This window comes from Bradyrhizobium sp. SZCCHNRI3052 (genome assembly GCF_032484895.1).
Classification (GTDB): domain Bacteria; phylum Pseudomonadota; class Alphaproteobacteria; order Rhizobiales; family Xanthobacteraceae; genus Bradyrhizobium.
This window is the reverse complement of record NZ_JAUETW010000018.1, coordinates 119,889-142,908: the sequence shown is the minus strand read 5'-3', so window position 1 is coordinate 142,908 and position 23,020 is coordinate 119,889. Positions and strand designations below refer to the sequence as shown.

The 23,020-nt window shown below is 66.2% G+C and carries 23 protein-coding genes; 7 read left to right on the top strand and 16 right to left on the bottom strand.

Annotated features, from left to right (window positions below):
* Positions 1 to 63 precede the first annotated feature (63 nt).
* Positions 64 to 705, top strand: a complete 642-nt coding sequence (locus QW887_RS32630) for a hypothetical protein (protein ID WP_316169951.1) — start codon at positions 64 to 66, stop codon at positions 703 to 705.
* Positions 706 to 788: 83 nt separating this feature from the next.
* On the opposite strand, the gene QW887_RS32625 is transcribed toward QW887_RS32630, so the two are convergent.
* The 7 genes from QW887_RS32625 to ffh form a co-directional block, all read right to left on the bottom strand.
* Complete coding sequence (locus tag QW887_RS32625; protein ID WP_315715897.1) at positions 789 to 1,004, bottom strand: hypothetical protein; 216 nt, start codon at positions 1,002 to 1,004, stop codon at positions 789 to 791.
* Between the two features lie 191 nt (positions 1,005 to 1,195).
* Positions 1,196 to 2,602, bottom strand: coding sequence for a 3-isopropylmalate dehydratase large subunit (leuC, locus tag QW887_RS32620; protein WP_315715898.1), 1,407 nt, complete (start codon positions 2,600 to 2,602; stop codon positions 1,196 to 1,198).
* 412 nt (positions 2,603 to 3,014) lie between these two features.
* Complete coding sequence (gene rplS / locus QW887_RS32615; RefSeq protein ID WP_015663536.1) at positions 3,015 to 3,398, bottom strand: 50S ribosomal protein L19; 384 nt, start codon at positions 3,396 to 3,398, stop codon at positions 3,015 to 3,017.
* Positions 3,399 to 3,507: 109 nt separating this feature from the next.
* Positions 3,508 to 4,284, bottom strand: a complete 777-nt coding sequence (gene trmD / locus QW887_RS32610) for a tRNA (guanosine(37)-N1)-methyltransferase TrmD (protein WP_315715901.1) — start codon at positions 4,282 to 4,284, stop codon at positions 3,508 to 3,510.
* A gap of 197 nt (positions 4,285 to 4,481) precedes the next feature.
* The gene (rimM, locus tag QW887_RS32605; protein WP_315715902.1) at positions 4,482 to 5,075 is read right to left on the bottom strand and encodes a ribosome maturation factor RimM; all 594 of its coding nucleotides are present in this window, start codon (positions 5,073 to 5,075) and stop codon (positions 4,482 to 4,484) included.
* A 127-nt stretch (positions 5,076 to 5,202) separates the two neighbouring features.
* On the bottom strand, positions 5,203 to 5,535 hold the full coding sequence (gene rpsP, locus QW887_RS32600; RefSeq protein ID WP_008964221.1) for a 30S ribosomal protein S16: 333 nt from the start codon (positions 5,533 to 5,535) through the stop codon (positions 5,203 to 5,205).
* Positions 5,536 to 5,704: 169 nt separating this feature from the next.
* Positions 5,705 to 7,252 carry a signal recognition particle protein gene (gene ffh / locus QW887_RS32595; RefSeq protein WP_315715903.1) on the bottom strand — a complete coding sequence of 516 codons (1,548 nt, stop codon included), beginning with the start codon at positions 7,250 to 7,252 and terminating at the stop codon, positions 5,705 to 5,707.
* A 336-nt stretch (positions 7,253 to 7,588) separates the two neighbouring features.
* Between ffh and QW887_RS32590 the strand changes: the two genes are divergently transcribed.
* The gene (locus tag QW887_RS32590) at positions 7,589 to 8,581 is read left to right on the top strand and encodes an MBL fold metallo-hydrolase (protein ID WP_315715904.1); all 993 of its coding nucleotides are present in this window, start codon (positions 7,589 to 7,591) and stop codon (positions 8,579 to 8,581) included.
* Between the two features lie 51 nt (positions 8,582 to 8,632).
* On the opposite strand, the gene QW887_RS32585 is transcribed toward QW887_RS32590, so the two are convergent.
* From QW887_RS32585 to QW887_RS32575, 3 genes are all read right to left on the bottom strand, one after another.
* Positions 8,633 to 9,574 (bottom strand): transposase, encoded by a 942-nt coding sequence (locus QW887_RS32585; RefSeq protein WP_315751903.1) that lies wholly within the window; start codon positions 9,572 to 9,574, stop codon positions 8,633 to 8,635.
* 329 nt (positions 9,575 to 9,903) lie between these two features.
* Positions 9,904 to 10,614, bottom strand: a complete 711-nt coding sequence (locus QW887_RS32580) for an SIMPL domain-containing protein (protein WP_315715905.1) — start codon at positions 10,612 to 10,614, stop codon at positions 9,904 to 9,906.
* Positions 10,615 to 10,619: 5 nt separating this feature from the next.
* Positions 10,620 to 11,393, bottom strand: a complete 774-nt coding sequence (locus tag QW887_RS32575) for a GyrI-like domain-containing protein (RefSeq protein ID WP_315715906.1) — start codon at positions 11,391 to 11,393, stop codon at positions 10,620 to 10,622.
* Positions 11,394 to 11,563: 170 nt separating this feature from the next.
* Between QW887_RS32575 and dapF the strand changes: the two genes are divergently transcribed.
* Both dapF and mtaB read left to right on the top strand, forming a co-directional pair.
* A complete protein-coding gene (gene dapF, locus QW887_RS32570) occupies positions 11,564 to 12,430 on the top strand; it encodes a diaminopimelate epimerase (RefSeq protein WP_315715907.1) in 867 nt (288 codons plus the stop codon).
* Complete coding sequence (gene mtaB, locus QW887_RS32565; protein ID WP_315715908.1) at positions 12,427 to 13,749, top strand: tRNA (N(6)-L-threonylcarbamoyladenosine(37)-C(2))-methylthiotransferase MtaB; 1,323 nt, start codon at positions 12,427 to 12,429, stop codon at positions 13,747 to 13,749. The genes dapF and mtaB overlap by 4 nt, the downstream gene beginning before the upstream one ends.
* Before the next feature lie 53 nt (positions 13,750 to 13,802).
* Here the strand turns inward: mtaB and QW887_RS32560 are convergent, their stop codons facing one another.
* Positions 13,803 to 14,702: an RNA pseudouridine synthase gene (locus tag QW887_RS32560; protein ID WP_315715909.1), complete on the bottom strand. Its 900-nt coding sequence runs from the start codon at positions 14,700 to 14,702 to the stop codon at positions 13,803 to 13,805.
* A gap of 59 nt (positions 14,703 to 14,761) precedes the next feature.
* Here QW887_RS32560 and ftsY point away from each other — a divergent pair, with 59 nt between their 5' ends.
* The gene (gene ftsY, locus QW887_RS32555) at positions 14,762 to 15,709 is read left to right on the top strand and encodes a signal recognition particle-docking protein FtsY (protein WP_315715910.1); all 948 of its coding nucleotides are present in this window, start codon (positions 14,762 to 14,764) and stop codon (positions 15,707 to 15,709) included.
* A gap of 85 nt (positions 15,710 to 15,794) precedes the next feature.
* Positions 15,795 to 16,397 carry a septation protein A gene (locus QW887_RS32550; RefSeq protein WP_315715911.1) on the top strand — a complete coding sequence of 201 codons (603 nt, stop codon included), beginning with the start codon at positions 15,795 to 15,797 and terminating at the stop codon, positions 16,395 to 16,397.
* Positions 16,398 to 16,699: 302 nt separating this feature from the next.
* Here QW887_RS32550 and QW887_RS32545 read toward each other — a convergent pair whose 3' ends face one another.
* From QW887_RS32545 to ccmA, 5 genes are all read right to left on the bottom strand, one after another.
* Positions 16,700 to 17,296, bottom strand: a complete 597-nt coding sequence (locus QW887_RS32545; protein ID WP_315715912.1) for a DsbE family thiol:disulfide interchange protein — start codon at positions 17,294 to 17,296, stop codon at positions 16,700 to 16,702.
* Complete coding sequence (gene ccmD / locus QW887_RS32540) at positions 17,293 to 17,472, bottom strand: heme exporter protein CcmD (RefSeq protein WP_315715913.1); 180 nt, start codon at positions 17,470 to 17,472, stop codon at positions 17,293 to 17,295. The genes QW887_RS32545 and ccmD overlap by 4 nt, the downstream gene beginning before the upstream one ends.
* A gap of 1 nt (position 17,473) precedes the next feature.
* Positions 17,474 to 18,250, bottom strand: a complete 777-nt coding sequence (locus tag QW887_RS32535) for a heme ABC transporter permease (RefSeq protein ID WP_315715914.1) — start codon at positions 18,248 to 18,250, stop codon at positions 17,474 to 17,476.
* 93 nt (positions 18,251 to 18,343) lie between these two features.
* Positions 18,344 to 19,012 carry a heme exporter protein CcmB gene (gene ccmB / locus QW887_RS32530; protein WP_315715915.1) on the bottom strand — a complete coding sequence of 223 codons (669 nt, stop codon included), beginning with the start codon at positions 19,010 to 19,012 and terminating at the stop codon, positions 18,344 to 18,346.
* Positions 19,013 to 19,328: 316 nt separating this feature from the next.
* The gene (gene ccmA, locus QW887_RS32525; protein ID WP_315715916.1) at positions 19,329 to 19,958 is read right to left on the bottom strand and encodes a heme ABC exporter ATP-binding protein CcmA; all 630 of its coding nucleotides are present in this window, start codon (positions 19,956 to 19,958) and stop codon (positions 19,329 to 19,331) included.
* Positions 19,959 to 20,181: 223 nt separating this feature from the next.
* On the opposite strand from ccmA, the gene acnA reads away from it, so the two are divergent.
* Positions 20,182 to 22,899, top strand: a complete 2,718-nt coding sequence (gene acnA / locus QW887_RS32520; RefSeq protein WP_315825773.1) for an aconitate hydratase AcnA — start codon at positions 20,182 to 20,184, stop codon at positions 22,897 to 22,899.
* The last annotated feature ends 121 nt before the right edge of the window (positions 22,900 to 23,020 follow it).

The following is a 23,020-nucleotide window of genomic DNA, read 5'->3' as shown; positions in this document are numbered from 1 at the left end:
TCGGACGACCAGCATCGGCGCTGCATGGGTCCATCGTTGCACAGCATTCAGGGAGAAGGGACCATGATGAGGATGAAGGACCAGCGCGCTGGTCTTGCTCGTCGCCTCAGTCTTGCGGCGGCCACACTGTTTGTCTTGGCGGGCGCGTCCGGACGGCCTGCGCTTGCGATGTCGCCGGTGAGTCCCGGTGCCGGCTCCGCCACGCAGACGCCTTCGGACGTATTGACCGTTCAGGTCCGAGGCCCCGGCGGCCATGGCGGCGGTGGTGGCGGGCATCCCGGCAGTGGTGGATTTCACGGCGGAGGCGGTGGCCCGGCGTTCCATGGCGGCGGCAGCCCCGCGTTTCATGGGGGAGGACATGCCTTCGGCGGCGGTGGCCCGCGTCCTGTCTTCCACGGTGGCGGCCCCGCATTCCATGGCGGATTCGGCCCGCGGCCGGTGTTCCATGGCGGCGGCTATCATCATCGTCCGTACTATGCCTACCGGCCGTACTTCCACCATCACCGCCGGCACTTCTACGGCTATCGCAGTTATTACGCGCCGGTCTATACCTCGGGCTACTACTATCCCTATCGCCGCTGCCGCGTCGTCTGGACCCATTACGGGCCGCGCCGCATCTGCCACTATCGGCATTGGCGGGGTCATCACTGGCGCCATTATCACCGGTGGCATCATCGCCACCGCCACCATTGGCGCTACTACTGACGGGACCTGAAGTTCGACAAAGCAGGAAGGGCGCCCAACGGCGTCCTTCTCTCATTTCAAGGGGATGGAGTGGGGCGCGGCGGTCAGAGCCAATCCTTGAACTGCCAATTCCTCACACTCAGCTTCCAAGGCACCAGCGTCTCCAGGCGCCATTTGGCAAAGCGGCCGGGCGGCCAGTTCGACAACCGCCGCTCCTCCTTCGGAGCCTCGGGCTGGGCAATGATCTTGGCGGGCGGTGTCTTGCGGCGTTGGCGCGTCGCATCACGGATGAGGTCGACGTATTCCGGCTTGTCGGCCATGTCAGGCTCCTCGGCACGTTCCTCTGCAGACGCAGCGCGTCCGGCGGTAGGATTGTGCGCGACGAGACTTAAGAAGCCCTTGCCGAACTGTGTCGATGTTGAGGTGAAATGAAAAACGCGATGGCTTGGTGAAGCCATCGCGTTCGTTTGTAGACCTGCCGCCGTGCCGGATCTGAAGCAGCGAGATGACGTCAGCGCCAGTCGCGTACGTCGACGAAGTGTCCTGCGATTGCGGCCGCCGCGGCCATCGCTGGCGACACCAGGTGGGTGCGGCCCTTGAAGCCCTGGCGTCCCTCGAAGTTGCGGTTCGAGGTCGAGGCGCAGCGCTCTTCTGGCGCCAGCTTGTCCGGGTTCATGGCGAGGCACATCGAGCAGCCTGGCTCGCGCCATTCGAAGCCGGCCTTGATGAAGATCTTGTCGAGGCCCTCGGCTTCCGCCTGCTCCTTGACGATGCCCGAGCCCGGAACGACCATCGCGTTGACGTGGCCGCTGACGGTCTTGCCTTCGGCGATCTTGGCTGCGGCGCGCAGATCCTCGATGCGACCGTTGGTGCACGAGCCGATGAAGACGCGGTCGAGCTTGATGTCGGTGATCTTCGTGCCCGCGGTCAGGCCCATGTACTTCAACGCGCGATGCTTGGAGATGCGCTTGGCCTCGTCTGCGATCTGGTCCGGATCGGGCACCACGCCGGTCACCGAGATCACGTCCTCGGGCGAGGTGCCCCAGGTCACGATCGGCGGCAGCTTGGCGGCGTCGAGCCGGAGCTCGTGGTCGAAATGCGCGCCCTCGTCGGAGCGCAGCGTGTCCCAGTAGCGCATCGCCGCATCCCAGGCGGCGCCCTTCGGCGCCTTGGGACGGCCGCGCAGGAAGTCGAACGCCTTCTGGTCGGGCGCCACAAGGCCAGCACGGGCGCCGCCCTCGATTGACATGTTGCACACGGTCATGCGGCCTTCCATCGACAGCGCGCGGATCGCCTCGCCGGCATATTCCAGCACGTAGCCGGTGCCGCCGGCGGTGCCGATCTCGCCGATGATGGCGAGAATGATGTCCTTCCCCGTCACGCCGTCCGGCAGCACGCCGTCGACCGTGACGCGCATGTTCTTCGCTTTCTTCTGGATCAGCGTCTGTGTCGCCAGCACGTGCTCGACCTCGGAGGTGCCGATGCCGTGCGCCAGCGCGCCGAACGCGCCATGCGTCGAGGTGTGGCTGTCACCGCAGACGATTGTGGTGCCGGGCAGCGTAAAACCCTGCTCGGGGCCGATGACGTGGACGATCCCCTGGCGGCGATCGAACTCGTTGTAATATTCGATGCCGAATTCCTTGGCGTTCTCGGCCAGCGTCTTGATCTGCTCGATGCTCTCCGGATCCGGGTTCGGCTTGGAGCGGTCTGTGGTCGGCACGTTGTGATCGACCACGGCCAGCGTCTTTTCCGGCGCGTGCACTTTGCGGCCGGTCATGCGCAGGCCTTCGAACGCCTGCGGCGAGGTCACCTCATGGACCAGATGGCGGTCGATGTAGAGCAGGCAGGTGCCGTCCTCGGCTTCGTGGACCAGATGGTCGTTCCAGATCTTGTCGTACAGGGTGGTCGGCTTCGACATGAGCGAATGCTCCCGGGAATTTAAGGTTTGAAACGGAGCGCGTGACGGGCACGCGCGAACAATCAGGAATGAGGCGCTGCGGCTTACAGCGCGCGCCTAAGCTCAGATGTCGCCGAGGTGGCGAAGCGTCCGAAGAACCGCCCGGGCAGCCGGCGGCGATCGTCGATGACGACGCGGCGACAGGCCATGCTGGTGCGATCTAGAACCATTTCAGGGGGATATATAGCACGCGTGCCGTGGAGTGCGAGATGCGTTTGCGCCCGCCGTCATTGCGAGGAGCGAAGCGACGAAGCAATCCAGGGGCCGGGGCAAGGACTCTGGATTGCTTCGCTTCGCTCGCAATGACGGCAGCGCAAAAACAGAAAAGCGCGGGGCCAGCCCGCGCTCTTCGTCAATCCAATGAAAGCAACGACTACTCGTTGACGGCGGTCTGCTGCCGGTCCTGCTTCTCGACGATGCGGGCCGACTTGCCGCGCAGCTGGCGCAGGTAATACAGCTTGGCGCGACGCACCTTGCCGCGGCGCACGACCTTGATCGAATCGATCATCGGGGAGAGGATCGGGAACACGCGCTCCACGCCCTCGCCATAGGAGATCTTGCGCACGGTGAAGCTCTCGTTGATGCCGCCGCCGGACCGGCCGATGCAAACGCCCTCATAGGCCTGCACGCGCGTGCGCTCGCCTTCGACCACCTTCACGTTGACGATCACGGTGTCGCCCGGGCCGAACTCCGGAATGGTCTTGTTGGCGGACAGCTTGTCGAACTGCTCTTTTTCGAGCTGCTGAATCAGGTTCACGGGTAAATCTCCATCGGCGGCGCGCCCAGCCGGGTCACGCGGGGGCTGCGCTTGTTCCTGCCGTCACTTGCGGAATTGGGCGCTCCTATAAGCCAAAGCGCGAGGCTTGTCACCCGTCTGTCGTGCTTTTTGGCTCTTTTTGGCCGGTCCCTCTTTGTTCTCGGCCGTCGCGCGCCTGCCATTCGGCCCACAAATCCGGCCTTCGCGCTTCAGTCAGCGCCTCGGCCTGGGCGCGGCGCCAAGCGGCGACCTTGGCGTGGTCACCCGAGGTGAGCACATCCGGAATGGTCCGGCCTTCGAATAGTTGGGGCCGGGTGTATTGCGGGTATTCAAGTAGGCCATCGGAAAAACTCTCGTCGGTGCCCGATTCGAGCTTGCCCATCACGCCCGGAAGCAGCCGGACGCAGGCGTCGATCAGCACCAGGGCGGCGATCTCGCCGCCCGACAGCACGTAGTCGCCGATCGAGACCTCGGTCAGCGAGCGCGCATCGATGACGCGCTGGTCGACGCCTTCGAAGCGACCGCAGACGATCAGCGGGCCCGGACCGGCCGCGAGCTCGCGGACGAAGGCCTGGGTCAACGGCCGGCCACGCGGGCTCATCAGCAGCTTCGGCCGCTCCGGATCGATCGCCGCCGCGTCGATCGCGGCTGCCAGCACGTCCGCGCGCAGCACCATGCCGGGGCCACCGCCGGCCGGCGTGTCATCGACGCTACGGTGCTTGTCGGTGGCGGAGGCCCTGATGTCGCGCGCCTCCAACGACCAGATGCCGGAGGCCAGCGCGCGGCCGGCCAGGCTGACGCCGAGCGGCCCGGGAAACATCTCCGGGAACAGCGTCAGCACGGTGGCGCGCCAAGGTGCGACTGGGGATGGGGGCGAAGTCGTCATGATGCTCTGTGTTAAGGTACCCAGGTTGCGAGATCGAGCCCTGGATGCATTGCCGGCTCTTGCGACCTCGACACCGGTGTCGTCCCGGACAAGCGTGACGCGCGTCAGCGCGTCGCGGCGCCGATTCGGGACCCATACCGCGTGATGTCGAAACGAGGCATGCGGCCAGTCCCGCGCAAGCCAATCAGCTGCGGTGGCTATGGGTCCCCGCTTTCGCGGGGACGACGAGCGGAGGGTGCGGCGGCAGCGTCATCTTCAGCGGAAGCCGGTTCATCCGCGGCTTCATCCTCGCCCTCGATCTCCGCCGGCAGCTCGATGATCACGCGGCCGCCGGCAAGATCGACCGTCGGCACCACGGCATTGGTGAACGGCAGCAGCAACGTGCTGCCCGAGGGCGGGGCGATCTCGATGATGTCGCCGGCGCCGAAATTATGGATCGCGAGCACGCGGCCGAGCTGCGCGCCGTCAGCGGTCTCCGCGGCGAGGCCGATCAGGTCGGCGTGGTAGTATTCGTCGTCAGCCGTCTCGGGCAGGCGGTCTCTGGGCACGTAGAGCTCGAGCCCGTTGAGGCGTTCGGCCGCATTGCGGTCGGTGACGCCCTTGATGGCTGCGACCAGATGGTCCTTGGCCTCGCGCGCCTTCGCGACCTCGAACGAACGGCTGCCGTCCTTGGTCGTGAGCGGGCCGTAATGCAGCACGGCCAGCGGATCCTCGGTGAAGGTCCATAAGCGAACCTCGCCGCGCACGCCATGCGCGGCGCCGATTCTGGCGACACAGATGAGCTTGGACATCAGCGTGCCTCGTCCTTCGAGACGCGCTCGAACGCGCGCTCCTCAGGAGGAGGAGCCAGTTCCTCATGCAAGGGAGCACGGCGCAAGCCGTGCATCTCGAAGCATGAGGCCGCGCTCGTCAACGACCTTAGCCCTTGGCGGCGGCTTCGGCCTGCGCCTTGCGCTCCTTGCGCGGCACGGCCTTGATCGGGTTCTGGCGGGCTTCGCGCTTCTTGACGCCGGCGGCGTCGAGGAAGCGGGCGACGCGGTCGGACGGCTGCGCGCCCTTGGCGAGCCAGCCCTTCACCTTCTCCATGTCCAGCTTGAGGCGTGCCTCGTTGTCCTTCGGCATCAGCGGATTGAAGTAGCCGAGACGTTCGATGAAGCGGCCGTCACGCGGGAAGCGCGAGTCGGCGACGACGACGTGATAGACCGGGCGCTTCTTGGTGCCGGCACGGGCGAGACGGATGACGACGGACATGTAGGTTCTCCTGAGTGTCTTCTGATGAGTTGATGTCAGCTAAGCCGTCATTCCGGGGCACCGCGAAGCGGTGAGCCCGGAATCCATAACCACGATCGTGCGTATGGATTCCGGGCTCGCGCTGCGCGCGCCCGGAATGACGAATGGAAAGAGGAGCGGATGATCCTCATTATTTCTTCTTCCCCGGAGGAAGGCCGAGGCCCGGCAGAGTCGGCTTGCCGCTGAGACCGGTGAGGCCGGGGAGGTTCGGTAGGCCGCCGCGCAGGCCGGCGGGCAGATCCTTCGGCAAATTCGGCAGTCCGCCGGGCATGCCACCCGGCATCTTTTCCGCAAGCGCCTTGAGCTGATCCGGCGAGGGCATGCCGCCACCGCCGCCAAAACCCATCGCCTGGGCGATGCCGGCCAGCGGGCCGCGCTTGCCTGAGCCCATGGCCTTCATCACGTCGGCCATGTTCCGGTGCATCTTGAGCAGCTTGTTGACGTGCTCGACGCTCTGGCCGGAGCCGGCCGCGATGCGCTTCTTGCGGCTGGCCTTGAGCAGGTCGGGATGCTTGCGCTCCTCGCGCGTCATCGAATCGATGATCGCGACCTGGCGCTTGAGGATCTTGTCGTCGATGCCGGCGGCCGCGATCTGGTTCTTCATCTTCGAGATGCCGGGCATCATGCCCATCAGCCCGCCGATGCCGCCCATCTGCGCCATCTGCTGCAGCTGCTCGCGCATGTCGTTGAGGTCGAACTGGCCCTTGCGCATCCGCTCGGCGGCGCGCGCGGCCTTCTCGGCGTCGATGTTCGCCGCGGCCTTCTCGACCAGCGAGACGATGTCGCCCATGCCGAGGATGCGGCCGGCAATGCGCGAGGGATAGAAGTCTTCCAGCGCGTCGGTCTTTTCGCCGGTGCCGAGCAGCTTGATCGGCTTGCCGGTGACCGCGCGCATCGACAGCGCCGCACCGCCGCGTCCGTCGCCGTCGATACGGGTCAGCGCGATGCCGGTGAGGCCGACGCGCTGGTCGAAGGCGCGGGCGAGATTGACGGCGTCCTGGCCGGTCAGCGAATCCGCGACCAGCAGCACCTCGTGCGGGTTGGCGACCGCCTTGATCTCGGCGGCCTCCTTCATCATGTCCTCGTCCAGCGTGGTGCGGCCGGCGGTGTCGAGCAGCACCACGTCGTAGCCGCCGAGCTTGGCGGCCTCGATGGCGCGGCGTGCGATCTGCGGCGGCATCTGGCCGGCCACGATCGGCAGCGTCGGGATGTCCAGGTCGCGGCCGAGCACCGCGAGCTGCTCCATGGCGGCCGGACGGTAGACGTCGAGCGAGGCCATGAGCACCTTGCGCTTGTCGCGCTGGACCATGCGGCGCGCGAGCTTGGCGGTGGTGGTCGTCTTGCCGGAGCCCTGCAGGCCGACCATCATGATCGGCACCGGCGGCACGGCGTTGAGGTCGATGGTCTGGCCGTCGTCGCCGAGCGTCTTGACCAGCTCGTCATGGACGATCTTGACGACCATCTGGCCGGGGGTGACCGACTTGACGACGGTGGCGCCGATCGCCTGCTCGCGCACGCGCTCGGTGAAGCTGCGGACAACCTCCAGCGCGACGTCGGCCTCGAGCAGCGCCCGGCGGACTTCGCGCATCGCGGCGTCGACATCGGCTTCCGAGAGCGAACCACGCCCCGTCAGCCGATCGAGAATGCCGCCAAGCCTTTCCGACAGATTGTCGAACAATGCCGTTATCCTTTGCCCTTGCGGGCGCTCGCTTCATTGCCGCCCGTCGTCGCCGCTTGCTGCGGCCCATGACGACCATATAGACCTCGGCCCGTCGGCCGAAACCGTCAGTCCAAACACGTTTGCGCCCGAGGGCGCACAGCGCTGTCGGGCGGTGACCTCCGGCCTCCAGGGCCGGGCGGTGGCTCGAAAAGACGAAACTTTCCGAAATTCGGCCGGGTTAAACCCTCAGCAGCCGCAAAAGTCAAGGAAACTTGCTTCTCGCCGTCCCGTTGCCGGACCCTGTGGGGGCGCTTACCTCTTGCGCGAGTTCAGCTTTCCCTTGCGAGGACGACCTTGCTGCGCCGTTCCAGGACTTATTCCGGCCCCGTCACCGACCATTTCGACGGCAAGCGCTTCTACGATCCCGACGGCGTTCCGCCCAAATCCCTGTCCCAGGTGCTGCGCTGGCAGTTCGGCCGCAACCGCAAGCGTTCCCGCTGGCCGTCCTGGGCGGCGAGCCCGCACGCCGACACGCCGCCGCACCGGATCGACGGCGAGACAGTGCGGCTGTCCTTCATCGGCCACGCCAGCTGGCTGATCCAGACCGGCGGGCTCAACATCCTGGTCGATCCTGTCTGGTCGGAGCGGGTGTCGCCATTCGCGTTCGCCGGTCCCCGGCGGCACAATGATCCCGGCATCGCCTTTGAGGGGCTGCCGCATATCGACGTCGTGCTGGTGTCGCATGGGCATTACGATCATCTCGACATCCGGACGTTGTCGAAGCTGACCGCGCGATTTTCGCCGCGGGTCGTCACGCCGCTGGGCAACGACCTTACGATGATCGACGCTGACTCCAAGATCCGCGCCGAGGCCTATGACTGGCACGATCGCGTGACGCTGAACGAGGAGGTCGCCGTGACCCTGGTGCCGACGCGGCACTGGACGGCGCGCGGCCTGTTCGACCGCAACAAGGCGCTGTGGGCGAGCTTCGTGCTGGAGACGCCGCGCGGCAGGGTCTACATCGTCTGCGATTCCGGTTACGGCACGGGCAAGCATTTCCGCCGCGTTGCGAAGCAGCACGCGCCGATCAGGCTCGCGATCCTGCCGATCGGCGCCTACGAGCCGCGCTGGTTCATGCGCGACCAGCACATGAACCCGGAGGATGCCGTGCAGGCGCTGCAGGATTGCGGCGCGGAGGCCGCGCTGGCGCATCACCACGGCACGTTCCAACTGACGGACGAGGCGATCGACGCGCCGGTGCACGCCCTGCACGCCGCGCTCGACCAGGCCGGTATCCCGCGCGAGCGGTTCGGCGTGTTGAAGCCGGGGCAGGTGGTGGAGATCTAAGCAGGCCGCCGCCACAAAACAGATGTCGTCCCGGCCTTGAGCCGGCAACTGTTATGTTGATGGAGTGATCGCATAAGGTTTTCGGTCGCGCATCATGGCATTCAGGATGGTTAGAAGCTTCCTGGCGACGGCGATGAGGGCGAGCTTGGCGGGTTTACCGGCTTGGCGCAGACGGTTGTAAAAGATCTTGAAGCGATCGGCGCGGCGGACGGCGTTGAGGGCGGCCATGTAGAGGGCGTCGCGGACACGCTTCCGGCCGCCGCCGATCTTGCGCTTGCCACGATACGCCCCGCTATCGCGATTGAAGGGAGCCAGGCCCGCAAGAGCGGCTACCTCCTTTGGCCCGAGATGGCCGAGTTCCGGCATCTGGGTGATGAGTTGCATGCAGGCGACGGGTCCCACACCGGGCACGGAGCGCATCAGCTGTGCCTGCTCCGCAAGCACCGGCTCGGCTTTGATGAGCGCGTTGATCTCGGCCTCGATCTCGACGATCTCGTCATTGAGGACCTCGATCAGGCGGCTGATGCGTTCGGCCATGGCGCGGTCCTCGGCCTCGCTGCGGCGGTTCTTTTCCTGGGCGCGCATGGCAACCAGTTGATCCCGCCGTTTTGCAAGCCTGGCGAGGGCGCTTTGGGCAGGCGTCATGGCCTGCTCGGTGGCTGGCTGCATGGCGCGCCCAAAGGCTGCCAGCGTTCGCGCGTCGATCGGATCGGTCTTGGCGAGTTGGCCGCTGGCGCGGGCGAAATCGCGAGCTCGAGCCGGGTTGATCCGCGCAAAGCGGATGCCCGCCCGACGCAGGGCCTCGCGCAGTTCGAGGTCGTAGACACCCGTGGCCTCAAAGACCACCAGAACATCGCATCCCCAACGCGCCACCAGCTGTGTGATGGCCTGTGGCCCGTTGGCGATGCGCTCCGGCGCCCCCACGGCTTCATCAAAAATATCGAGATAGGGTTTGCAAACGTCGATTCCGACGCAACGAAAAGGTACGATCACGGTGCCTGTCCCTGTGATGCGAGGTCTGTTGGCGCAGCCTCGTGCAACTGTTCAGGTTGATAAATGGAACGGGCGGGAGACCGAGCCGGCTCACGGCGTCTAGCGCCAAGGACCCAACGGCTTCCCGCCCACCATCATCATGGCAGACTTTCCAGACACAGGGACCCATAAACACCGAATTCAATGTTGTGAAGGCTGGCAGCTCCCTCTCGCGCGACAATTACCGCCCCGGAGTATGGGTCCCGGCTCAAGGCCGGGACGACACCGAGTTTGTAGCTACGTTGTCGGCTGCCACGACGCACAATGCGCCGCGCGGGCGTGAGGCCGCCTTACTGCCCCGGCTTGATCGCCCAGGTCACGTTGACCGTGATCGACAGCGTCTCCTCGCCCTGCGCCACCGGTGTCGGCGTCGCGGCCATCGGTGCGGCAAAGGTCTTGGCGCGGAACACCGGGGCGGGCGCGCCATCCTCGGAGATGCTGAGCGGCTGACCCAGCGTCACGCCGGCGGCCTTGGCATAGATCTCGGCCTTGCGGCGGGCGTCTGCGACGGCCTTCTCGCGCGCCTGGTCGAGCAGCTTGGATGGCTCGGCGACGCTGAAATAGATGTTGCCGACATCGTTGGCGCCGGCCGCGACCAGCGTATCGATCACGCTGGCGACCTTGGCGACGTCGCGCAGCTTGATGGTGACGCGATTGCTGGCGCGATAGCCGGTCACCGCCGGCTGGGCCGGCCGGTTCTGCGCATATTGCGGCTGCAGCGACAGCCGCGAGGTCTGATAGTCCTTGTCGGCGATCCCGGCCGCCTTCAGCGCCTGCAGCACCTTGGCCATGGCGGCGTTGTTGGCCTCGGCGGCCTCGCGCGCGGTCTTGGCGTCGGATGCCACGCCGGCGTCGATCTGCGCCAGATCCGGCGGCGCCGACACGCTGGCTTCGCCGCTGACGGTGATCGCCGGCGTGTCCTGCCGGGCGATGTCATCCGCGAGGGCGGGCATTGCGAAGCTGGTCGCGAGCGCGACCGCGAGGATGGGTCTGATGATCATGGTGCTCACTTCAGCGGCACGTAGACGTTGATGACGAGCTTGTCCTCGGCCGTCTTCAAGGGGTCGGTCAGGTACTCCTCGATGAAGGTGTCCTTGGCCTCCAGCCGGCGCTCGTCGAGGTGGTTGGTGATCGCCTCGTAGGTGTTGTCCATGTTGTCGTAGGAGCCGCGATGGACGAACTTCAGCGCCTTGCCCTCGGGCGACTGGCCGATGCTCATCCCCTTGCCGAGCGTCTTCGGCTCCTGCTCGACCGGCATCTCGGCCAGGAAGGTGAAGCCGGTGTCGTCGGTCGAGGTGTAGACGATCATGCCGTTGCCGGCGGGCTTGATGCCCTGCTTGTCCAGCGTGGCCGACAGCGATTTGAAGGAGTCGATCAGCGTGTCGAACGCATTGTCCCAATTCGCGGTGCCCTTGACGAGGACGACCTTCTTCGCCTCGAGCTTGATCTCGTCGCCGAAGGCGTCGGCCGCCTGGGCCGGCGCCGCGGCCTGCGGCGGCGTCGTGGCCGGGGACTGGGCCGCGGTCGGAGATGACGACGGCGAGGGGCTCGCGCTGGCGGCCGGCGTCGGGCTGGTCGCGGGCGCCGGACTGGCCGACGCGGCAGGCGCAGGAGAGGCCGGCGCCACCGGCGCCGGTAGCGCGCTCGGGGCCGGTGCGGGCGTGGCTGAGGCCGCCGGAGCCGGCGAGGCCGACGGCGCCTGGGCCCGGGCGAACGTGCCGCCGAGCAGGAGCGCGACCGAGCTCACGGCCAGAACGAGGCGGAAAGTGCTGAGATTCATTCGACTATTCTCCAGTGGCCGTGCTGCTTTGCCCGGTTCGTGCCGGCGAATGAACCGGTCCTAACATGCTCGGCGGCGCGGCGTCCCATGACAGATGCGTCATGTCGCTCTGCAGGCTGGTCAATGCCGCGCCATTCGCCATATAAGGCGGACACAATTTGGATATTTTCATGAGCGCGCTGGCCAACCACAGCTTCGTCAAGATGAACGGGATCGGCAACGAGATCGTCGTGGTCGATCTGCGCGACGTGAAGCATGTCGTCACGCCGGACGAGGCGCGGGCGGTGGCATCCCGGGTGCCCTACGATCAGCTGATGGTGCTGCAGCCGCCGCGGCTCGACGGCACCGAAGCGTTCATCCGCATCTACAACAATGATGGATCGGAGTCCGGCGCCTGCGGCAACGGCATGCGCTGCGTGGTGCGCCAGGTGTTCGGCAAGACGGGCCAGACCAGCGCGACGTTCGAGACCCGCGCCGGGTTGTTGAACTGCTGGCAGGGGCCGGCGCCCGACCTCTACACCGTCGACATGGGCGCGCCGAAGTTCGGCTGGCAGGACATTCCTCTCGCCGAGGAGTTCCGCGACACCCGCTACATCGAGCTGCAGATCGGACCGATCGACGCGCCGATCCTGCATTCGCCCTCGGTCGTCAACATGGGCAATCCGCACGCGGTGTTCTGGGTCGAGGACGTCAACGCCTACGATCTGGAGCGCTTCGGGCCGCTGCTGGAGAACCATCCGATTTTCCCGGAGCGTGCGAACATCACGCTCGCCCACATCGTCGATCGCGACCACATCACGATGCGCACCTGGGAGCGCGGCGCGGGGCTGACCAAGGCCTGCGGTTCGGCGGCCTGTGCGACAGCGGTCGCGGCCGTCAGGCTGAAGCGTGCCAACCGGATCGTGCAGATGAGGCTGCCCGGCGGCGAGCTCACGATCGAGTGGCGCGAGCGTGACGATCACGTGCTGATGACGGGCACCGCGACGTTCGAGTTCGAGGGACGGTTCGAGCCGTCGATGTTCGCCAGCGTCGCATGAGCGTCGACGTCGTTACCTTCGGCTGCCGCCTCAACGCGTTCGAATCCGAGCTGATCGCGAAACATGCCGAGGCGGCCGGTGCCGACGACACCATCGTCATCAACAGCTGTGCCGTCACCAACGAGGCGGTGGCGCAGGCCCGGCAGTCGATCCGCAAATTGAAGCGCGAGCGCCCCGCGGCGCGCATCGTCGTGACCGGCTGCGCCGCGCAGACGCAGGCCGGCATGTTCGCCGCCATGCCCGAGGTCGACCGCGTCATCGGCAATGACGACAAGCTGCGGCCCGATGCGTGGCGTGCGACCACACGGGCGTTGGCGGTGCCACGGTTCGGCATCGATGCGTCCGAGAAGGTGGCCGTCTCCGACATCATGGCGGTGATGGAGATGGCTCCGCATCTGGTCGACGGCTTCCAGCGCGGCCTGCCGCGGGTGTTCGTGCAGGTGCAGAACGGCTGCGATCATCGCTGCACCTTCTGCATCATCCCGTTCGGTCGCGGCAATTCGCGCTCGGTGCCGATGGGCGCGGTCGTCGAGCAGGTGCGCGCGCTGGCCGAGCGCGGCCATGCCGAGATCGTGCTGACCGGCGTCGACCTGACGAGCTATGGCGCCGGCCTGCCCGGCACGCCGAAGCTCGGCCGGCTTGTGAAGCAGATACTGCGCCACGTGCCGGAGTTGAGACGCCTGCGCATCTCCTCGATCGATTCGATCGAGGCCGATGCCGACCTGCTCGATGCCCTCGCGGATGATGCCAGGCTGATGCCGCACCTGCATCTGTCGCTGCAGGCGGGTGACGATCTGATCCTGAAGCGCATGAAGCGGCGGCATTCGCGCGCCGATGCCATCGCATTCTGTGCTCAGGTGCGCCGGCTGCGGCCGGACATCGCGCTTGGCGCCGATCTGATCGCGGGATTTCCGACCGAGACTGAGGAGATGTTCTCGCGCTCGATCGACCTGGTCGAGGAATGCGGGCTGACCTTCCTGCACGTGTTTCCCTATTCGCCGCGGCCGGGCACGCCGGCGGCGCGCATGCCGCAGGTGGATGGCGCCATCATCCGCGATCGCGCGCGGCGATTGCGGGCGGTGGGCGAGGCGGCGTTACGCCTGCGGTTGGAGCAGGAGATCGGCTGTCAGCGTGAGGTGCTGATCGAGAGTGAGACCCAGGGACGGACGGAGCATTACCTGCCGGTCGCCACGACCACTGCGTTGCCAGGCACCGTGCAGCGGCTCACGATCACGGGGCATCATGGGGCTCGGCTGTTAGTCCAGAATTCCGTCATGCCCGGGCTTGACCCGGGCATCCACGCTGTCCCCAAGAACTAAGACGTGGATGGCCGGGACTTCGCCCGGCCATGACGGTGCGGAAAGAGATGGGCTCACGCCCCGTTCCACCCGCACATCCTCAGCCGCTCATGCATGTGCATCGGCGCCGGCGCCACCACGTGTACCGGTGGCTTGTTTTTCGACAGCGGAATCGAAATCTCGCGTGCGTGCAGATGCAGCCGCGGCTCGCCGAAGCGCGGGCCGTTGCCATAGATGTTGTCACCGACGATCGGCCATCCCGACGCTGCCGAATGCACGCGCAGTTGATGCGTGCGGCCGGTGACCGGTTCCATCGCCAGCCAAGTGAGTCGCGGACTGCGATTGGAGTGCACCGACTCTCCCTCTCCGGTTGGCAGCTGCGCTCCCTCCCCGCTTGTGGGGGAGGGTTGGGGAGGGGGGTGGCTCCAAGCGACACTGCCCGTGGGGACCCCCACCCCCGACCCCTCCCCGCGAGGGGGAGGGGAGTCGTTGCCACGAGTGGGAGGGGAGTTCAGGGATAGACTGGCAAGAGAGTACGACCTCCCCAGCACCCGCCATTTCGTCACCGCTGGCTGCCCGTTCGGATCCGGCTTCTGCCACCAGCCGCGCTCGGCGTTCAGCTTGCCGAGCGGGAGCTCGATCACGCCCTCGTCAGCGTCAGGTCCGCCTTCGACGACAGCCCAATAGGTCTTCGAAATCTTGCCATGCTTGAACAAAAGCCCGAGCGACGCCGTTGCCTTGCGATGACGGCCGAGCACCAGACAGCCCGAGGTTTCCTTGTCCAGCCGATGCGCCAGCACCGGCGGGCGCGGCAGGCCGAAGCGCAGCGCGTCGAACGAGGCTTCGAGGTTCGGTCCGCCCTTCGGTCCCTTGTGCACGGGAATGCCGGCCGGCTTGTCGATCACCAGCATCAGCCCGTCGCGGTGGAGCACGCGGGCAAGCATTTCCTCGTCGGTGGGTTGGTTAATGTCCATGGAAACCGTAACGCGGGTGTGAGCTTTCGTTTGCGAATGGAAAGGGCTAACACCACGCCATGAACGATACCACCTCGGAAACACCCAAGCTGTCGTGGTGGCGGCGGCTGTCGGCGGGCCTGAAGCGCACGTCCGGCGCGCTCGGCACGGCCGTCGCCGATCTCGTCACCAAGCGCAAGCTCGACCGCGCGATGCTCGACGACATCGAGGACGTGCTGCTGCGCGCCGATCTCGGCACCCAGGTCGCCGCGCGAATCGCCGACGCCGTCGGGACCGGCCGCTACGACAAGGCGATCAGCGCCGACGAGGTCAAGGCGGTCGTCGCGACCGAGGTCGAGAAGGTGCTGTCGCCGGTGGCGAAGCCGCTCGAGATCGCGCCGGGCCACAAGCCGTTCGTCATTCTCGTCGTCGGCGTCAACGGCTCCGGCAAGACGACCACGATCGGCAAGCTGGCGCAGAAATTCGCTTCCGAAGGCAGGCAGGTGATGCTGGCCGCGGGCGACACGTTCCGTGCCGCCGCGATCGAGCAGCTCAAGGTCTGGGGCGAGCGCACCAAGGCGCCGGTGATCGCCGGCGCGCAGGGCTCGGACTCCGCCAGCCTTGCGTTCACCGCCATCACCGCGGCCAAGGAGCAGGGCCGCGACATCCTGCTGATCGATACTGCCGGCCGTTTGCAGAACAAGGCCGAGCTGATGAACGAGCTCGAAAAGGTGGTGCGTGTCATTCGCAAGGTCGACGCGTCGGCACCGCATGCGGTGCTGCTCGTGCTCGACGCGACGGTGGGACAAAATGCGCTGTCGCAGGTCGAGGCGTTTCATCGTACGGCAGGCGTCACCGGCCTCGTGATGACCAAGCTCGACGGTACGGCGCGCGGCGGCATCCTCGTGGCGCTGTCGGAGAAGTTCAAGCTGCCGGTGCACTTCATCGGCGTCGGCGAGGGGGTCGATGATCTCTCACCGTTCGCCGCGAAAGATTTTGCGCGGGCGATCGCCGGCATCGAGGATTGACGTCGGCACGCTCGGGCTCCGGCCCACCGCCAGATCGAGACGACCGGATCAACCGCTGCCGTGGCTGCAGCCAACAGGACATGGAATGGACAAGACCCAGCCGCACCCGCTGTTCAAGCTCGCGACCGAACTTGGCCCGCTGATCATCTTCTTCGTGGTCAACGCCAAGTTCAATCTGTTCGCTGCGACCGGCGCGTTCATGGTTGCGATCATCGCGGCGCTGATCGCGTCCTATGTCGTGACGCGGCACGTCCCGCTGATGGCGCTGGTGACCGCCGTCGTCGTCATCGTGTTCGGCACGCTGACCCTGGTGCTGCACGACGAGACCTTCATCAAGGTCAAGCCGACCATCATCTACGGCCTGTTCGCGGCCGTGCTCGGCGGCGGGCTGCTGTTCAACCGCTCCTTCATCGCGATCATGTTCGATCAGATGTTCAACCTGACGGCCGCAGGCTGGCGCATCCTCACCTTCCGCTGGGCGTTGTTCTTTGCCGCGATGGCGGTGCTGAACGAGATCATCTGGCGCACGCAGAGCACCGATTTCTGGGTCGGCTTCAAGGCGTTCGGCGTCGTGCCGCTGACCATGATCTTCGCCATCGCCCAGATGCCGCTGATCAAGCGCTACCACCAGGACCCGGCGTCGCTCGAAGCCAGCGATGCGGCGGAAGGGGATGTGAGCAAGGGGTAGCTGCCCCGAACGCGGTCATCGCGAGGAGCGTAGCGACGAAGCAATCCAAGGCCCGTAGATGCTCCGGATCGCTTCGCTTCGAGGTTCTCCGCGCCGTCATTCCGGAGCGCGCCGCGCAGCGGCGTGAGCCCGGAATCCATAACCACGACAAGGCGTGTGACGCGAGATGGCTGTGGCGCCCGTCTTCGCCAAACGACCGCTCGTGAGTATGGATTCCGGGCTCGTCGCTTCGCGCCGCCCCGGAATGACGACGCAGAGAGAGGAGCGTGTTTGCCGCTGAAGCTCCGATGGCTGCGCGAGGCTTACGAACCCACCTTCAGCGCCTTCTCGATTTCCGGCTTCAACACCGCATCGATGTTCTGCGCCGTGATCGGGCCGACCAGCTTGTAGACGATGGTGCCCTCGCGGCCGACGACGAAGGTCTCGGGCACGCCGTAGACGCCCCATTCGATGCCCGCGCGGCCGTTGCCGTCGACGCCGACGACGTCATAGGGGTTGCCGTAGCGGCCGAGGAAGCGGCGGGCGTTGTCGGCGCCGTCCTTGTAGTTGATGCCGATGATCTGGAAGCGCTTGTCGCGGCCGAGCTCGACCAGCAGCGGCGCCTCGTCGTGACAGGGCACGCACCACGATGCCCAGACGTTGATGATGCTGACCTTGCCCTTGAGCGCAGCCGGGTCGAGGCCGGGCACCGGCGTGCCGTCCCTCGCCAGTTCCGGCAGCGCCGGCAGCGGCGTGGCCGGCGCGGGGCGGCCGATCAGCGCGGAGGGAATCCGCGACGGATCGCCGTTGCCGAGGCGCGACCAGAACAGCGCCGCCAGCCCGAGGAACACCACGAGCGGCAGCAGCATGAGGAATGAGCGGCGCCGCGGCGCCGGCTCCGTCGCAGCCTGTTCGATCATTGGATATCCGTCGCGGCGCGGCCGGAACGGCGGCTGATGCCGCTGTCCTCGAGCGCGCGCAAGCGCGCCTTCTGGGTGCGGTAGTCGATGGCGATCCAGCCGATCAGCAGCATCACGACCAGCGCCGCTGCAAGATAGGAGGTCGCGATGAAGGAGGTATAGGGGCCAAGGTCCATGTCAAGCCGCTCCCGCGATCTGGCCTGCCGCATCGTCGGCTGGTGCGGCCGTGGTGTAGGCGCGGGCCTGCATCATCTGCAGGCTGCGGACGCGCCGGCGCAGGATCTCGTTGCGCATCGCCGCGACATGCAGGGTAATGAACAGGAACGAGAACCCGACTGCCATCACCAGCAGCGGGATCAGGAATGATTTGTCGAGCGCCGGACCGCCCATCCGCATCACCGACGCCGGTTGATGCAGCGTGTTCCACCAGTCGACGGAGAACTTGATGATCGGCAGGTTGATCGCGCCAACCAGCGTCAGCACGGCGGCAGCGCGGGCGGCGCGGGTCGGATCCTCGACCGCGCGCCACAGCGCCATCAGGCCGAGATACATCAGGAACAGGATCAGCACCGAGGTCAGCCGCGCATCCCACTCCCAATAGGTGCCCCACATCGGCCGGCCCCACAGCGAGCCGGTGAGGAGAGCGAGGAACGTGAAGCTTGCGCCGATCGGGGCGGCGGCCTTGGCAGCGACGTCGGCGAGCGGATGCCGCCACACCAAGGTGCCGAGCGAGGCGATGCTCATGATGCTCCAGACGAACATCGACAGCCAGGCATTGGGCACGTGGATGAACATGATCTTGACGGTCGCGCCCTGCTGATAGTCGTCGGGCGCCAGCGCGGAGAGGTACAGGCCGATAGCCAGCAGCGCGGCCGTGACCAGCGCCAGCCACGGCAGCAGCCGCGCCGCCAGCGCAAGGAACCGGGTGGGATTGGCGAGGTCGATCAGCGACATGAGACCCTTGTTAAAGGCGGAAGCGGTTGCAGGCAATCAGCACGGCGCCGCTAGATAAGAGTTGATCATGGTCAAACCCCGGCGGGCGGCGGGTCAATCCAGCCCGTTCCGCAAGCTTGTCGCAGCGGCGAACGGGCCGATCACGAAACTCACCAGCGACAATGCGCACAGGATCGAGAACGGCGCCCCGAACGGCAGCGGGCCGACGATGGCCGCCTGCGACGCCGCGACGCCGAAGATCAGCACTGGGATCGAAAGTGGCAGCACCAAGACCGCCAGCAGCAGCCCGCCGCGGTGCATCGTCACAGCCAGTGCTGCACCGATCATGCCGATGAAGGTCAGGGCAGGCGTGCCCGCCAATAACGTCAGCGCGACGGCGCCGGTCGCTGTGGCGTCGAGGTTGAGCAGCAGGCCGAGCACGGGCGTCGCGATCACCAGCGGCAGGCCGGCGGCGAGCCAATGCGCCAGCGCCTTGGCGGCGCAGGCCAGCTCCAGCGGTGTCCGGCTCATCACGACCAGGTCGAGCGAGCCGTCCTCGTGGTCGGCGGTGAACAGCCGGTCCAGGGTGAGCAGGCTGGAGAGCAGGGCACCGAGCCAGAGGATGGCGGGGCCGAGCCGGGTCAGCAGCGCCAGATCCGGCCCGACCGCGAATGGCATCAGCACCACGACGGTAAGAAAGAACAGCACGCCGATCAACGCGCCGCCGCCGATGCGCAGCGCGATCTTGATGTCGCGGCGGATGAGGGCACCGAGGGCGGTCATGCGGATAGGGCCTCGGCTGATTGCTTGATGGCAGATGGTGAGCCGCGCTCCCTCGACCCGCAAACTGCGCTCCCTCCCCCCTTGTGGGGGAGGGCTGGGGAGGGGGGTGGCTCCAGGTGACGCTGCCGTTGTGGACCGCCGCCCCCTCCCCGCAAGGGGGAGGAGGCGGCGCGCCGATGGGACGTTGGTTGGTGCGACCGAATCTCGTCAAACAAGTTAGAGCGCGTCGTGGGGCACCCCCGTCCCTGACCTTCCCCCACAAGGGGGGCGGGAACGGAGAGAGCGGTGGGTGGGACTGCGAAGAGGAGAGAGGGAATCATCGAGCCTCCCCGATCCGCAGCTCGCGTGTGTCGATGCCGAGCGGGCCGTGCGTCGCCGCGACAATCAGCCCACCCCCGGCGAGATGCTCCCGCATCAGCCCCGCGAACATCGCCTGCCCCGCGACGTCGAGCGCCGCGGTCGGTTCATCGAGCAGCCAGAGCAGGCGCGGCACCGCGAGCAGGCGGGCCAGCGACAGCCGGCGGCGCTGGCCGGCGGACAGATAGGCGGCGGGCAGGTCGATGGCGTGGGCGATGCCGACGGCCGCGAGGCAGTCGGGGATCGGCCGCGTGATGCCGCCGCCGAGGAATTCGGCCCAGAAGGTCAGGTTTTCGCGCACGCTGAGCGCCGGCTTCAGCGCGTCGCGGTGGCCGAGATAATGCGCCTGCTCGGGCACCGTGAGCTCGCTCTCACCGCCCTCGATGGCGATGGAGCCGCCCGCCGGCAGCAGCAGACCGGCAATCAACCGCAGCAGTGATGTCTTGCCCGCACCATTGTGTCCGGTCACCGCCAGCGCCTCGCCCGCGACTGCTTCGAAGGCTAGTCCTGCGAACACCTCGCGACCGCCGCGCACGCACCTGACGTCGCGGCCGAACAGCTTCGGAGACAATGTTGAAGTCGCCTGCATGGCCCGTCGTGACAGCCCCTAGGGAATTGATGGCTAGCGCGTGAGAATTTGTGGGTGATGCCACGTCGGGACTTGCTTGTCTCTGTGGCGGCGCAGTTAGAAAGCTTCTATAAGCCCGACCTTGATGCAGCACACAATCGCCCGCTGCAAGCCATTCGGCGCCTCGCGCTGACGGTTCTTAAATACCCCCTCCGGGTATACAGATCAATTGGGATTTCCACGCATGACCTCGCTCGACAGCTTCAAGTGTCGCAAGACCCTCAAGGTCGGAACGAAGAGCTACATCTATTACAGCTTGCCCACAGCCGAGAAGAACGGTCTCAAGGACATCTCCAAGCTGCCGTATTCGATGAAGGTGCTGCTCGAGAACCTGCTGCGCAACGAGGACGGCCGCACCGTCACCAAGGACGACATCGTCGCAGTGTCCAAATGGCTGCGCAAGAAGTCGCTGGAACATGAGATCGCCTTCCGCCCGGCGCGCGTGCTGATGCAGGATTTCACCGGCGTGCCGGCGGTGGTCGACCTCGCGGCGATGCGCAACGCAATGCAGAAGCTCGGCGGCGATGCCGAGAAGATCAACCCGCTGGTGCCGGTCGATCTCGTCATCGACCACTCGGTGATCGTGAACTACTTCGGTGACAACAAGGCGTTCGGCAAGAACGTCGCCGAGGAGTACAAGCAGAACCAGGAGCGTTACGAATTCCTGAAATGGGGCCAGAAGGCGTTCTCGAACTTCTCCGTCGTGCCGCCCGGCACCGGCATCTGCCACCAGGTCAACCTCGAATACCTGGCGCAGACGGTCTGGACCAAGAAGGAGAAGATGACGATCGGCCGCACCAAGGGCACCTTCGAGGTCGCCTATCCGGATTCGCTGGTCGGCACTGACTCCCACACCACCATGGTCAATGGCCTCGCCGTGCTCGGCTGGGGCGTTGGCGGCATCGAGGCCGAGGCCTGCATGCTCGGCCAGCCGCTGTCGATGCTGCTGCCCGACGTCGTCGGCTTCAAGCTGACCGGCGCGTTGAAGGAAGGCGTGACCGCGACCGACCTGGTGCTGACCGTCACCCAGATGCTGCGCAAGCTCGGCGTGGTCGGCAAGTTCGTCGAGTTCTTCGGCCCCGGCCTCGACCATCTCTCGGTCGCCGACAAGTCGACCATTGCCAACATGGCTCCGGAATACGGCGCGACCTGCGGCTTCTTCCCGGTTGACGCCGCCACCATCGACTATCTCAAGACCTCGGGTCGCAAGGCGCCGCGCGTCGCGCTGGTCGAGGCCTATGCCAAGGCGCAGGGTCTGTTCCGCACTGCCAAGTCGCCGGACCCGGTGTTCACGCAGACGCTGACCCTCGATCTCGCCGACGTCGTGCCGTCGATGGCCGGTCCGAAGCGTCCCGAAGGCCGCATCGCGCTGCCGGCGGTGGCCGAAGGCTTCGCGACCGCGCTGGCTGGGGAGTACAAGAAGCCCGACGCTGCGCAGCGCTTCCCGGTCGAGGGCAAGGACTTCGACATCGGCCATGGCGACGTCGTCATCGCCGCCATCACCTCCTGCACCAACACCTCGAATCCGAGCGTGCTGATCGGCGCCGGCCTCTTGGCCCGCAACGCCGCCGCCAAGGGCCTCAAGGCCAAGCCGTGGGTGAAGACCTCCCTCGCTCCCGGCAGTCAGGTGGTTGCCGAATACCTTGCCAACTCGGGCCTGCAGAAGGACCTCGACAAGGTCGGCTTCAACCTCGTCGGATTCGGCTGCACCACCTGCATCGGCAATTCCGGCCCGCTGCCGGAGGAGATCTCGAAGTCGATCAACGACAACGGCGTGGTCGCGGCGGCCGTGCTGTCGGGTAACCGCAACTTCGAAGGCCGCGTCTCGCCGGACGTGCAGGCCAACTATCTGGCCTCGCCGCCGCTGGTCGTGGCCTATGCGCTGGCCGGCACCGTGACCAAGGATCTTTCGGTCGAGCCGATCGGCATCGGCAAGGACAAGAAGCCGGTCTACCTGAAGGACATCTGGCCGACGACCAAGGAGGTCAACGACTTCGTCAAGAAGTTCGTCAAGGCGTCGATCTTCAAGAAGCGCTACGCCGACGTGTTCAAGGGCGACACCAACTGGCGCAAGATCAAGACGGTCGAGAGCGAGACCTATCGCTGGAACATGTCGTCGACCTACGTGCAGAACCCGCCGTATTTCGAGGGCATGAAGAAGGAGCCCGAGCCGATCAAGGACATCGTCGAGGCCCGCGTGCTGGCGCTGTTCGGCGACAAGATCACGACCGACCACATCTCGCCGGCCGGTTCGATCAAGCTGACTTCGCCTGCCGGCAAGTTCCTTAGCGAACACCAGGTCCGCCCGGCGGACTTCAACCAGTATGGCACGCGCCGCGGCAATCACGAGATCATGATGCGCGGCACCTTCGCCAACATCCGCATCAAGAACTTCATGCTCAAGGGTGCCGACGGCAACATTCCCGAGGGCGGCCTGACCAAGCACTGGCCCGACGGCGAGCAGATGTCGATCTACGACGCCGCGATGAAGTATCAGGAAGAGGGTGTGCCGCTGGTGGTGTTCGCCGGCGCCGAATACGGCAACGGTTCGTCGCGCGACTGGGCCGCCAAAGGTACCCGGCTGCTGGGCGTCCGCGCCGTGATCTGCCAGAGCTTCGAGCGCATCCATCGCTCCAATCTGGTAGGTATGGGCGTGCTGCCGCTCACCTTCCAGGAAGGCACGTCCTGGTCCTCGCTCGGCCTCAAGGGCGACGAGAAGGTTACCATCAAGGGCCTGCAAGGCGACCTGAAGCCGCGCCAAACCCTGACCGCCGAGATCGTCTCGGCCGACGGCGCGGCGCAGCAGGTGCCGCTGCTCTGCCGGATCGATACGCTCGACGAGCTCGACTACTACCGCAACGGCGGCATCCTGCACTACGTGCTGCGCAAGCTCGCCGCTTAACCAACGCGCGATGCGACAGTTTGGCTCACTCTGAAGTGAGTAGCGGGTGATGAAGGAGGCGGCCTATGACAAAGGCCGCCTCTTTTGCATTTTCGGTTTGTTAACTACGAGGACGGCATCG